At 72.9% G+C, this 12537-nt stretch carries 12 protein-coding genes; 9 read left to right on the top strand and 3 right to left on the bottom strand.

Annotation, left to right across the window (positions count from 1 at the left end; translation table 11 throughout):
• Nucleotide 1: 1 nt before the first annotated feature.
• Entirely contained in the window at nt 2-415 is a 414-nt protein-coding gene (locus tag J3P32_RS02705; protein ID WP_210438319.1) for a VOC family protein, read from the top strand.
• A 25-nt stretch (nt 416-440) separates the two neighbouring features.
• Here the strand turns inward: J3P32_RS02705 and J3P32_RS02700 are convergent, their stop codons facing one another.
• Complete coding sequence (locus tag J3P32_RS02700; RefSeq protein ID WP_210438318.1) at nt 441-887, bottom strand: DUF6973 domain-containing protein; 447 nt, start codon at nt 885-887, stop codon at nt 441-443.
• Between the two features lie 25 nt (nt 888-912).
• Here J3P32_RS02700 and J3P32_RS02695 point away from each other — a divergent pair, with 25 nt between their 5' ends.
• The 7 genes from J3P32_RS02695 to J3P32_RS02665 all read left to right on the top strand — a co-directional run bounded on the left by J3P32_RS02695 (nt 913) and on the right by J3P32_RS02665 (nt 8737).
• Nucleotides 913-1929 (top strand): S66 family peptidase, encoded by a 1017-nt coding sequence (locus J3P32_RS02695; protein WP_210438317.1) that lies wholly within the window; start codon nt 913-915, stop codon nt 1927-1929.
• 50 nt (nt 1930-1979) lie between these two features.
• Entirely contained in the window at nt 1980-2678 is a 699-nt protein-coding gene (locus tag J3P32_RS02690) for a 4a-hydroxytetrahydrobiopterin dehydratase (RefSeq protein WP_210438316.1), read from the top strand.
• A 247-nt stretch (nt 2679-2925) separates the two neighbouring features.
• Nucleotides 2926-4698 carry an acetolactate synthase large subunit gene (locus J3P32_RS02685; RefSeq protein ID WP_210438315.1) on the top strand — a complete coding sequence of 591 codons (1773 nt, stop codon included), beginning with the start codon at nt 2926-2928 and terminating at the stop codon, nt 4696-4698.
• Nucleotides 4695-5234 carry an acetolactate synthase small subunit gene (gene ilvN, locus J3P32_RS02680; RefSeq protein ID WP_210438314.1) on the top strand — a complete coding sequence of 180 codons (540 nt, stop codon included), beginning with the start codon at nt 4695-4697 and terminating at the stop codon, nt 5232-5234. The genes J3P32_RS02685 and ilvN overlap by 4 nt, the downstream gene beginning before the upstream one ends.
• Before the next feature lie 71 nt (nt 5235-5305).
• The gene (ilvC, locus tag J3P32_RS02675; protein ID WP_307807674.1) at nt 5306-6334 is read left to right on the top strand and encodes a ketol-acid reductoisomerase; all 1029 of its coding nucleotides are present in this window, start codon (nt 5306-5308) and stop codon (nt 6332-6334) included.
• Nucleotides 6335-6453: 119 nt separating this feature from the next.
• Entirely contained in the window at nt 6454-7968 is a 1515-nt protein-coding gene (locus J3P32_RS02670; protein WP_210438313.1) for a purine-cytosine permease family protein, read from the top strand.
• Between the two features lie 55 nt (nt 7969-8023).
• On the top strand, nt 8024-8737 hold the full coding sequence (locus tag J3P32_RS02665; protein ID WP_210438312.1) for a DsbA family oxidoreductase: 714 nt from the start codon (nt 8024-8026) through the stop codon (nt 8735-8737).
• 1 nt (nt 8738) lies between these two features.
• Here J3P32_RS02665 and J3P32_RS02660 read toward each other — a convergent pair whose 3' ends face one another.
• On the bottom strand, nt 8739-9311 hold the full coding sequence (locus J3P32_RS02660; RefSeq protein WP_210438311.1) for a YdeI/OmpD-associated family protein: 573 nt from the start codon (nt 9309-9311) through the stop codon (nt 8739-8741).
• A 135-nt stretch (nt 9312-9446) separates the two neighbouring features.
• Between J3P32_RS02660 and serA the strand changes: the two genes are divergently transcribed.
• Entirely contained in the window at nt 9447-11057 is a 1611-nt protein-coding gene (gene serA, locus J3P32_RS02655) for a phosphoglycerate dehydrogenase (protein ID WP_210438310.1), read from the top strand.
• Nucleotides 11058-11079: 22 nt separating this feature from the next.
• Here serA and yczR read toward each other — a convergent pair whose 3' ends face one another.
• Entirely contained in the window at nt 11080-12528 is a 1449-nt protein-coding gene (gene yczR, locus J3P32_RS02650; protein ID WP_210438309.1) for a MocR-like transcription factor YczR, read from the bottom strand.
• Between the last annotated feature and the right edge of the window lie 9 nt (nt 12529-12537).

Genomic DNA, 12537 nt, shown 5'->3' with positions numbered 1-12537 from the left:
CGTGGACCAGCGCGTCAGCTTCATCACCCTCGTGGTCACCGACCTCGAGGCCACCCGCCGGTTCTACGTCGGCGGGCTGGGCTGGGAGGCCGAGGTCGACGTGCCCGGCGAGGTCCTGATGTTCCGGGTGGCCGACAAGGTCGTGCTCAGCTTCTGGGTCGAGGCCGGCTTCGTCGCCGAGGTCGGGCAGCGGCCCACCCGCGGCGTGCCGCCGGTCACCCTCGCCCACAACGTCGCCACCGCCCAGGGGGTCGACACCGTCCTCGAGCAGGCGCGCGCGGCCGGGGCGAGCCACGTGAGCGAGGCGGTCGAGCGTGGATGGGGCGGCTACACCGGCTACTTCGCCGACCCCGACGGCTTCCGGTGGGAAGTGGCCCACAACCCGGGCGAGATCGGCCGGTCCGTCCTTTCCTAGCCGGCCGCGACGCACGCGGCCACGATCAGCGGCGCACCCACACCAGCTCGCCGGACTCCCACTTCGCCAGCGCGACCGGCACCAGGCTGGCCATCGCCGCCCGCGGCGAGAGGTCCGCGAGGTCGGCGGCGTGGGCGGCGCCGTGGGCTCGGCCGGCGGCGTTGTTGTGCTCGTCGACGCGCGAGTCGCGGCGGTTCGGCGTGCCCGCCTCCTGCGCGGCGGCGATCGACCCGGCGACGTCGGCCCCGAAGCGCGCGGTGAGCGCCGCCTGCCACATGAAGTGGCGCATCGCGTTGGTGCGCCCCGGCACCCCGCGACCGTGCGCCGCGGCGGCCTGCAGCGCGGCCTGGGACAGACGAAGCACCTCCGCGGCGGCCGAGGGGCCGAGACCGGCCCTCGTGGCCGCGACCCACAGTCGCGGCACGCCGGTGCCGGCGTGGATGGCCTGCTGGAGCACGTCGCCGAATCCCATGGACACACAGTGACAGACTCCTCGCATGAGCTCGCCGCTGCGCTTCCCGCGACCACTCCGGCCCGGCGACCGGATCGGCGTGACCTCGCCGTCGGCCGGCGTGGTCGGGGCCGCGGCCGCCCGCATCGACTTCTGCGTCGAGTGGCTGCGAGGCCGCGGGTACGACGTCGTGATGGGGGAGTGCATGGGCCGTGCGGGCCTGACGTCGGCGCCGGCGCGCCAGCGCGCCGCCGAGCTGACCCGGATGCTGGCCGACCCCGACATCCGGTGCGTCGTGCCGCCGTGGGGCGGCGAGACCGCCATCGACCTCGTCGACCTCATCGACTGGGACCTCCTGGCCGGCGCCGAGCCGACCTGGCTGGTGGGCTTCTCGGACATCTCGACCCTCCTGGTGCCGGTGACCACCCGCCTCGGCTGGGCCACCCTGCACGGGGACAACCTCGCCGACACGCCGTACGCCGTCCCCGGCGGCCTGCTGCACTGGCTCGACCTCGCCGGGGGACCGGGTCCCTTCGTCCAGCGCGACTCCGGCCTGGTGGCCGACTGGGTGCGGTTCGAGCAGGACCCCCGGGCGACCGAGTGGACCTCCGTCGGCCACGGTGCCTGGGAGGTGCACGGCGGCGGCCGCCTGGACGTCAGCGGGCGCCTGATCGGCGGCTGCATCGAGACCGTCGGCCACCTCGCCGGCACGCCCTACGGCGACGTGCGCGCGTGGGCGGAGCGGCTCGAGGAGCCCACGATCGTCTACGTCGAGGCCTGCGAGGACCACGCGGTGGACATCTGCCGCCACCTGCACGGGATGCGCCTCGCGGGCTGGTTCGACCGCGCGGCGGCGGTCCTCGTCGGGCGCACGAGCGCCCCGGACCATCCCGAGCTCACCCAGCGCGAGGCCGTCCTCGACTCGCTCGGCCGGCTGGACCTGCCGATCGTGTGGGACCTCGAGATCGGGCACGTCCCGCCGCACCTGCCGCTGGTCAACGGCGCGCTGGCCCGCGTCGTCGTCGACGGCGACACTCGACAGGTCGTCCAGAATTTGGCCTGAGCCAGCGCACAGGGCTGGCCGACGCCGGTGGTCAGTGGCAGGGTCACGGCATGAGCCAGAGCGACGCCGCGTCCGACCCGAGAGCCCGACTCAGCCACGACGACCTGCTCGCCGCCGGCCTTGCCGACTGGCGCAAGCTCGTCGACCGGCTCAAGGCCCGCTTCCGCACCGGGGACTTCGCGACCGGCCTCGAGCTGGTCGACCGGGTCGGCGCGGCGGCGGAGGAGGCCGACCACCACCCCGACGTCTCGCTCACCTACTCCGAGGTCATCGTGACCCTGCGCAGCCACGACGTCGGCGGCATCACGAGTCGCGACGTCGACCTGGCGCGCCGGATCAGCGAGATCGCCGCCGGGCTCGGGGCCGCGGCCGACACGACGGGGCTCACCCAGCTCGAGGCCGGCCTCGACACGCCCGACGGTTCGCGGCTCGCCCCGTTCTACGCCGCCCTGCTCGGCGCGGAGGTGAAGGACGGCGAGCCCGTCGACCCGAGCGGGCAGGTGCCGACGATCTGGTTCCAGGAGCCGGCGGAGCCCGAGGACGCCGGCTCCCCGCTGCCGCCCGACGACCACGAGCAGCGCTGGCACCTCGACGTGTGGGTGCCCCACGACGAGGGCGAACGCCGGCTCGCCGCCGTCCTCGCCGCAGGCGGCCGGCTGGTCAGCGACGCCGAGGCGCCGTCGTTCTGGGTCGTGGCGGACGCCGACGGCAATCGGTCGTGCATCTGCACGCCGCTCGACCGCTCCTGAGCGTGAACGGGCGCAGCGACGAGGCCACATTCCGAGACCGCCATTCCGAATGCTGGGACGGCTGGCACACTCGCTTGACGCCGGACCGCCCCGGCGACGACGGTTGTCCCATGCGCACCGAGATCCTCGTACGCACGCGACGCGTGAGCTGAGGCCCCCCAGGCCGGATGCACGCGCGTCACCCCTCGTCGCCCACCGGGCCGGGGGGTTTTTTGTTGGGCACAGCACGACAGGACCGGAGACAGACATGACGGAGCAGGGCGGACAGGGCCGATCGGTGACGGGCGCGCAGAGCCTGGTCACCTCGCTCGAGGCGGCCGGCGTCACCGACATCTTCGGCATCCCCGGCGGCGCGATCCTGCCGGCGTACGACCCCCTGATGGACTCCACGCGAATCCGGCACATCCTGGTCCGCCACGAGCAGGGCGCCGGTCACGCCGCGCAGGGCTACGCCGCCGCCACGGGCCGGGTGGGAGTGTGCATGGCGACCTCGGGCCCGGGAGCGACGAACCTCGTGACGCCGCTGGCGGACGCGCACATGGACTCGGTCCCGATGGTGGCCGTCACGGGGCAGGTCGGGGCGTCGATGATCGGCACGGACGCGTTCCAGGAGGCCGACATCCGGGGCATCACCATGCCGATCACCAAGCACAACTTCCTCGTCACCGACCCCGCCGAGATCCCCCGCACCATCGCCGAGGCGTTCCACATCGCCGCGACCGGTCGGCCCGGCCCGGTCCTGGTCGACGTGGCCAAGTCCGCCCTCCAGGCGCAGACGTCCTTCGAGTGGCCGACCGAGCTGCACCTGCCCGGCTACCGGCCGGTGACGACCCCGCACGCCAAGCAGATCAAGGAGGCCGTGCGCCTCATCCGCGAGGCGAAGCGGCCCGTGCTCTACGTCGGCGGCGGCGTCATCCGCGCCCACGCGCACCGTGAGCTGGCCCAGCTGGCCACGCTGACCGGCATCCCGGTCGTGACCACGCTGATGGCGCGCGGTGCGTTCCCCGACAGCCACCCGCAGCACCTCGGCATGCCGGGCATGCACGGCACGGTCGCCGCGGTGGCCGGGCTGCAGAAGAGCGACCTCATCATCAGCCTCGGTGCCCGGTTCGACGACCGGGTGACGGGCAACCTCGACTCCTTCGCCCCCCACGCCCTCGTCGTCCACGCCGACATCGACCCGGCGGAGATCGGCAAGAACCGCCACGCCGACGTGCCCATCGTCGGCGACTGCAAGGAGGTCATCGCGCAGCTCGTCTCGCTGCTGCAGGCCGAGGGCGCCGACGGGGACTACGAGGCCTGGGTGGCCTTCCTGGCCGGCGTGAAGCAGAAGTACCCCCTCGGCTACGACGCGCCCACCGACGGCTCCCTCGCACCGCAGCACGTCCTCGAGCGGCTCGGCGCGATCGCCGGGCCGGAGACCATCTACTGCGCCGGCGTCGGTCAGCACCAGATGTGGGCGGCCCACTTCGTCGGCTACGAGAACCCCCGCACGTGGATCAACTCCGGCGGCCTCGGCACGATGGGCTTCTCGGTGCCCGCGGCGATGGGGGCCAAGGTCGGCATGCCGGACAGCCCCGTGTGGGCCATCGACGGCGACGGCTGCTTCCAGATGACCAACCAGGAGCTGGCCACCTGCGCGATCAACGACATCCCGATCAAGGTGGCCATCATCAACAACGAGTCGCTCGGCATGGTCCGCCAGTGGCAGACGCTGTTCTACAACGAGCGCTACTCCAACACCGACCTGCACTCCAAGCGCATCCCCGACTTCGTCAAGCTCGCCGACGCCTACGGATGCGTCGGCCTGGCCTGCGAGTCGCCCGACGAGGTCGATGCCACCATCGAGAAGGCGATGGCGATCGACGACCAGCCGGTCGTGGTCGACTTCCGCGTCCACCGCGACGCCATGGTGTGGCCCATGGTGGCCGCCGGCACCAGCAACGACGAAATCAAGTACGCCCGCGACCTGGCGCCCCAGTTCGACGAGGTGCAGGACGACTGGGAGGTCCGCGCATGAACAAGCACACCCTGTCGGTGCTCGTGGAGAACAAGCCCGGCGTCCTGGCCCGGATCGCGAGCCTGTTCTCGCGCCGCGGGTTCAACATCGACAGCCTCGCCGTCGGCCCGACCGAGCACGCCGAGGTGTCGCGGATGACCATCGTCGTCAACGTCGACCAGTCCCCGCTCGAGCAGGTCACCAAGCAGCTGAACAAGCTCGTCGAGGTCATCAAGATCGTCGAGCTCGACGGCGCCGGCTCGGTGAACCGCGAGCTGCTCCTGGTGAAGGTCCGCGCCGACGCCGCCACCCGCGGTGCGGTGCTCGACGCCGTCCAGCTGTTCCGCGCCAAGGTGGTCGACGTCGCGCCCGACGCGGTCACGGTGCAGGCCGTCGGCAACGCCGACAAGCTGGCCGACCTGCTGCGGGTGCTCGAGCCGTTCGGCATCCGCGAGCTCGTGCAGTCGGGCATGGTCGCGATCGGCCGCGGCTCCCGCTCCATCAGCGAGCGCACCCAGCGCCCCGTCGCCGTGCCCGTCCCGCCGCGAGCCGGCTGACCCCCCCACCTGCCGTCCCACCTGCCGTCCCACCTGCACGCGTACCACCAACCATTCGAAGGAGAGCCCCAGTGGCTGAGATGTTCTACGACGACGACGCCGACTTGAGCCTGATCCAGGGCAAGAACGTCGCGGTGATCGGCTACGGCAGCCAGGGGCACGCCCACGCGCTGTCGCTGCGCGACTCCGGCGTCGACGTCCGGATCGGCCTGCAGCCCGGCTCGAGGAGCCGGGACAAGGCCGAGGCCGAGGGCCTGCGCGTCCTGACCCCGCGCGAGGCCGCCGAGGAGTCCGACCTCATCGTGATCCTCGCCCCCGACCAGCACCAGCGCACGCTCTACGCCGAGGAGATCGCCCCGGCGCTCACGCCCGGCGACACGCTGGTGTTCGGCCACGGCTTCAACATCCGCTTCGGCTACATCACCCCGCCCGAGGGCGTCGACGTGTTCATGGTCGCCCCCAAGGGCCCCGGGCACCTCGTGCGTCGCGAGTACGTCGACGGCCGCGGCGTCCCGGTGCTCGTCGCCGTCGAGAAGGACGAGTCCGGCAAGGCCTGGGACGTCGCCCTGTCCTACGCCAAGGCCATCGGCGGCCTCCGTGCGGGCGGCATCAGGACCACGTTCGCCGAAGAGACCGAGACCGACCTGTTCGGCGAGCAGGCCGTGCTCTGCGGCGGCGCCTCGCAGCTGGTCATGTACGGCTTCGAGACCCTCATCGAGGCCGGCTACCAGCCCGAGGTCGCCTACTTCGAGTGCCTGCACGAGCTCAAGCTCATCGTCGACCTCATGTACGAGGGCGGCATCGCCAAGCAGCGCTGGTCGGTCTCCGACACGGCCGAGTACGGCGACTACGTCTCCGGCCCCCGCGTCATCACGCCGCAGGTGAAGGAGAACATGCAGGCCGTCCTCGAGGACATCCGCAACGGCGCCTTCGCCAAGCGCTTCATCGACGACCAGGACGCCGGCGCGCCCGAGTTCGCCGAGCTGCGCAAGAAGGGGGAGACCCACCCCATCGAGCAGACCGGCCGCGAGCTGCGCAAGCTCATGGCCTGGGTGAAGTCGCACGACTCCGACTACGTCGAGGGCACCGCCGCGCGCTGACCGCTGCCCCGCCTCCGCGTCGTACGGCGCGCCGACCAGGACGACCTCCTGGGCGGCGCGCCGTACGTGTCCGGGGCCCTGCCTCGACCCACGAGGCCCCGGTGCGCGACGATGCGGTCATGAGTCACACAGCGACCACCGGCCCGGACGGGTCGGGCCTCGAGCAGACCCGTCGCCTCGGGGTGGAGACCACGGGCATCGAGATCATCGAGGAGTCCGCGCGCACCGCCCGCCCGCGCGACCTGTTCTGGCCGTGGTTCGCGGCCAACGTGTCGGTCTTCGGCATCAGCTACGGCTCGTTCGTGCTGGGCTTCGGCATCTCCTTCGTCCAGGCGCTCCTCGTCACCGTGGTCGGGGTCGTGGTGTCCTTCGCGCTGTGCGGGATCATCGCGATCGCGGGCAAGCGCGGGTCGGCGCCGACGATGATCCTGAGCCGGGCGGCGTTCGGCGTGCAGGGCCAGAAGCTGCCCGGCGTGATCTCGTGGCTGGTCTCGATCGGGTGGGAGACCTTCCTCGCCATCCTCGCCGTGCTGGCGACCGCCACGATCTTCGACCAGCTCGGCTGGGCGTCCGGCACGAGCACCCGGGTGGTGGCCACCGTCGTCGTGGCGGCGCTCATCGTCTCGGCCAGCGTCGCGGGCTACCACGTCATCATGCGCATGCAGTCGGTGCTGACCTGGATCACCGGCATCGCCACCGTGGTCTACGTCGCGCTCACCGTCGACGAGATCGACTGGTCGGCGGTGCAGGACGTCCCGGGCGGCAGCGCCCAGCAGCTGGTCGGGGCCCTCGTGATGGTGATGACCGGCTTCGGCCTGGGCTGGATCAACATCGCCGCCGACTGGTCGCGCTACCAGCACCGGGACGCCAGGGGCTCGGCGATCGTCGGCTGGAACACCTTCGGCGGGGCGGTGGCGCCCACCGTGCTGGTCGTCTTCGGCCTGCTGCTCGCGGGCTCGTCGGGCGACCTCAGCGCCGGCATCGTCGCCGACCCGATCGGCACCCTCGGCACGCTGCTGCCGACGTGGTTCCTCGTGCCGTTCCTCCTCGCCGCCATCCTGGCGCTGGTGAGCGGGGCGGTGCTCGGCATCTACTCCTCCGGGCTGACGCTGCTCTCGCTGGGGGTGCGGATGCCGCGGCCGGCGGCTGCCTTCGTCGACGGCCTCATCCTCACCCTCGGCACGGTCTGGGTGGTGTTCTTCGCCGAGGACTTCCTCGGTCCCTTCCAGAGCTTCCTGATCACCCTCGGGGTGCCGCTGGCCGCGTGGGCGGGCATCATGATCGCCGACATCGCGCTGCGCCGGCGCGACTACGACGACGAGGCGCTCTTCGACAGCAGCGGCCGCTACGGAGCGGTCGACTGGACGTCGGTCGCCACGATGGTGGGCGCCTCGGTCATCGGCTGGGGCCTGGTGGTCAACAGCTTCGCCGCCGACGCCGCGTGGAACAACTGGCAGGGCTTCCTCATCGGCCCCCTCGGCCTCGGGACCTACGTCGACGACCCGGCCGGCCCCTACTGGGAGGGCAACTGGCCCTACGCCAACCTCGGCGTGCTCCTGGCGCTCGTGATCGGCTTCGCGGTGACGTACGTCGCTCGCCGCGGCGCGGTCCGTCGCCAGGAGGCCGGCGCCTGATGCTGCTCCCGCGGCCGCGGGGAACACGCGGGCCACGAGCGGCGTTGGCGCGGAGGTGAAGATCGAGATCTGGTCCGACGTCGTCTGCCCCTGGTGCTACATCGGCAAGCGCCGCATCGAGAACGCGCTGGCGCGGTTCCCGTACGCCGACGAGGTGGAGGTGCACTGGCGCTCCTACCAGCTCGACCCCGGCGCGCCCGTCGTACCGACCGAGCGGACCAGCGCGATGCTGGCCCGCAAGTACGGCCAGTCGCCCGCCGGGGCGCGGCAGATGCAGGACCGTGTGGAGGCCGTCGCCGCCGAGGAGGGCCTGGTCTACCGGCTCTCCGAGACGCTGCACCTCAACACCGTCGACGCCCACCGGGTCATCCACCTCGCCCACCAGCAGGGCGGCAACGAGCTGCAGGGCCGGGTGAAGGAGGCGCTGCTGCACGCCTACTTCACCGAGGCGCGCAACGTCGCCGACCACGCCGTGCTGCGGGAGGTCGGCCTGTCGGCCGGGCTCGACGCCGCGCGCCTCGACGAGGTGCTCGGCTCCCGCGAGTTCGAGCAGGACGTGCACGCCGACGCCGCGCAGGCGCAGGCCTACGGCGCCGGCGGCGTCCCGTTCTTCGTCGTGGACGACAGGTACGGCGTCTCCGGCGCGCAGCCGACCGAGGTCTTCACGGAGGTGCTGGAGCGCGCCTGGGCGGAGTCGCACCCGAGGATCGAGGTGCTCGCGACCAGCGACGGCGGCGAGGCCTGCGGCCCCGACGGCTGCGCCGTCTGACCTAGCGCGACCTCTCGCCGCGCGCGGCCTGCTCGGCGGTCGTCTCGACCCGGGCCGCGCGCGTCTCGGCCCTCTTGGCGAGCACGATCCAGGTGAGGATCAGCTTCTGCGCCGACGCCGGCCACGACTCCCAGTGCTCCCGCGACCCGGGATGGCGGTCGAAGGCCGCGGCGAGGTCGTCGGGCACGACGCAGTCCTCGACGTCGTCCATCAGGGTCCACATCCCGGTCTCCTTGGCCAGGGCGACCGCCGCCGCCCCGGCCGGCTCCATCAGCCCCGACTCCTCGAGCCGGGCGACCCGGCCCTTGTTGATCCGCGTCCACATGCTGCCCCTGCGGCGCGGTGCGAACCACTGCATCGAGCGCTGCTCGTCGACCGGCTTCACCGTCGAGTCGACCCAGCCGAAGCGAAGCGCCTCGAGCACCGCCTCCTCGTAGGAGAACGCCCGGTCGCCGGCCTTGCGCGGGCTCACCAGCCACACTCCCTGGGGCTGCGTGTGGTGCTCGCGCAGCCACGCGCTCCACTCCTCGACCGAGGCGGGCTCCAGCCGCTGCGCGTCGTCCATGGCTCCCATGCCGGGATCGTAGGCGCCGGGTACGACGTCCGGATGGTGAGGCGCTGGGACTCGCGCCCGGCTCGCGGGTAGTGTGGTGCGCGCACAGCGTCGTGCAGTCCCCGCACACACCCTTGATCACCCGAGGACCCCGCTGTGAACGCATCCGCTCCTGCACCGCTCGCCCGGCCGGTCGTGCTCATCGCCGAAGAGCTGAGCCCCGCCACGATCGAGGCGCTCGGCCCCGACTTCGAGGTCCGGCACTGCAACGGCGCCGACCGCGCCGAGCTGATCCCGGCGATCGCCGACGTCGACGCGGTCCTCGTGCGCTCCGCGACGAAGGTCGACGCCGAGGCGCTGGCCGCCGCGAACCGCCTGAAGGTCGTCGCCCGCGCGGGCGTCGGGCTCGACAACGTCGACGTCAAGGCCGCCACGCAGGCCGGCGTGATGGTCGTCAACGCGCCGACCTCGAACATCGTCAGCGCCGCTGAGCTCGCCGTCGCGCTGATGCTCGCCGCCGCCCGTCACCTCAGCCCGGCCCACGCGGCGCTGCGCAACGGCGAGTGGAAGCGCTCGAAGTACACCGGCATCGAGCTCTACGAGAAGACCGTGGGGATCGTGGGCCTGGGCCGCATCGGCGTCCTCGTGGCGCAGCGGCTGAGCGCCTTCGGCATGAAGGTGATCGCCTACGACCCCTACGTCCAGGCCGGCCGCGCCGCGCAGATGGGCGTCCGGCTCGTCGACCTCGAGACCCTCGTCGCCGAGTCCGACTTCATGAGCGTGCACCTGCCGAAGACCCCCGAGACCGTGGGTCTCATCGGCGCCGACCAGCTCGCCCGCGCGAAGAGGAGCCTGGTGCTCGTCAACGCCGCCCGCGGCGGCATCGTCGACGAGGCGGCGCTCTACGACGCGCTCAAGACGGGGCAGATCGCCGCCGCCGGGCTCGACGTGTTCGCGAAGGAGCCGTGCACCGACAGCCCGCTCTTCGAGCTGGAGAACGTCGTCGCCACCCCGCACCTGGGCGCCTCGACCGACGAGGCCCAGGAGAAGGCGGGCATCGCGGTCGCCAGGTCGGTGCGCCTCGCGCTGAGCGGCGAGCTCGTCCCCGACGCGGTCAACGTGCAGGGCGGCGTCATCGCCGAGGACGTGCGTCCGGGCATCCCGCTCACCGAGAAGCTCGGCCGCGTCTTCACCGCGCTGGCCGGCGAGGTCGCCCACCAGCTCGACGTGGAGGTCCGCGGCGAGATCACCGAGTACGACGTCAAGGTGCTCGAGCTCGCGGCGCTCAAGGGCGTGTTCGCCGACATCGTCGAGGAGCAGGTCTCCTACGTGAACGCCCCGCTGCTCGCCGCCGAGCGCGGCACCGAGGTGCGGCTCGTGACCGAGGCCGAGAGCCCCGACCACCGCAACCTCATCACCCTCCGCGGCACCCTCGCCGACGGCACGCAGGTCTCGGTCAGCGGCACGCTGGTCGGCCTCGCGCAGAAGGAGCGGCTGGTCGAGGTCAACGGGTTCGACGTGGACATCGAGCCGACCACCCACCTCGCCTTCCTCACCTACGAGGACCGCCCCGGCATGGTGGGCACGGTCGGCGGCATCCTCGGCGACGCTGCGGTCAACATCGCCGGCATGCAGGTCTCGCGCCAGGACAAGGGCGGCGCCGCGCTGGTCGCGCTGAGCGTCGACTCCGCGATCCCGGCCGAGACCCTGGCCGAGATCGAGACCGCCATGCAGGCCGCCTCGGTCCGCGCGGTCGACCTGTCCTGACGGGAGCCCGGTCCGCCGTGGCTCAGGCCACCACCACGCGGCCGGCGGCCCGGGCCGCCGGCCGGGCGGCGTCGGTGGACACGTGGTCCCACGCCGCCGCCAGGCGGCGGACGGCCTCGGTGAGGTCCTCCGGCGCGGCGGTCCACGGGATGCGGACGTAGCGGTCGAGCCCGCCCTCGACCGCGAAGACCGGTCCGGGTGCCACGACGACGCCGCGGCGCTCGGCCTCGACGGTGGTCGCCGTGCCGAGCGCCTCCGGCAGCTCGCACCACAGCGCGAGCCCGCCGTCGGGCACCCGGAACCGCCACGACGGCAGGTGCTCGCGCAGCGCCGCCACGAGCGCGTCCCGACCGGCGACGAGCCGCTCCCGGTGCACCGGCAGCACCTCGTCGGCGTGGTCCATCAGGTCCGCGAGCACCAGCTGCTCGAGGACCGGCGCTCCGAGGTCGAGGCCGATCCGGGCCTGGACCAGCCGCTCCACGGCCGCCATCGGGGCCCGCACCCAGCCCAGCCGCAGCCCGCCCCAGTACGACTTGCTCGCGCTGCCGATCGTGATCGCGTCGTCGGCGTACGCCGCCAGCGGTGGCGGCATCGCCTCGGCCAGTCCCGGCCGCAGGGCCAGGGCCTGGTGCGCCTCGTCGGCGACGACGGTCGTCCGGGTGCGCGCGAGGGCGGCGGCCAGTGCCTCGCGCTGCGCCTCGGACATGAGGTGGCCGGTGGGGTTCTGGAAGTCGGGGATGAGGTAGGCGAGCCGCGGCGAGGTCTGCCGCAGCGTCGCGGCGAGCGCGTCGAGGTCCCAGCCGTCGGGATCGACGGCGGCCGGCACGAGGCGGGCGCCGGCGTGGCGCACGGCCTGGGTGGCGTTGGGGTAGGTCGGCGACTCGACGACCACGCGCTCGCCGGGGGCGGTGAAGGCCTGGGCGACGACGGACGCCGCGGCCAGCGCGCCCGCGGTCACCATCACCTGCTCCGGAGCCGTCGGCAGCCCGCGGGCGTCGTAGGCCGCGGCGATCCGCGCCTGCAGCTCCGGGACGCCCAGCGGGAAGTACCCGGGTCCGCCGAGGTAGGCCGGCAGCTGCTCGGTCGCGCGCTGGTAGGCCTCCACCAGGCCGGGTGGCGCCGAGTGGGCGGCGCAGTTGAGGTCGATCACGTCACGACCGCCGGTGCCCGGCATCAGGGCGCGGTCGTGGGCACGCCGCTGCCCGCCCGGCACGGTCGTGAACGTGCCCGACCCGCGGCGCGCCTCGGCGTACCCCGACTCGCGCAGCACCTCGTAGGCCCGCGTCACGGTGGTGCGCGACACGTCGAGCGCGCTGGTCAGCTCCCGCTCGCTCGGCAGGCGTACGTCGATGCCGACGCGGCCGTCGCCGATCAGGACGCGCAGGCTGTCGGCGAGGCCGACGTAGGCGGGAGAGCGGGAGAAGTCACCCACCAGACTGGCTATGCGCTGGGCACTGACGACGCGACTCATGCAGGCCAC

Source organism: Nocardioides xinjiangensis (assembly GCF_017916385.1).
In the GTDB taxonomy this organism is placed as follows: domain Bacteria; phylum Actinomycetota; class Actinomycetes; order Propionibacteriales; family Nocardioidaceae; genus Nocardioides; species Nocardioides xinjiangensis.
The sequence above is the reverse complement of the archived record's forward strand: the minus strand, read 5'-3'. Positions and strand labels throughout refer to the sequence as shown.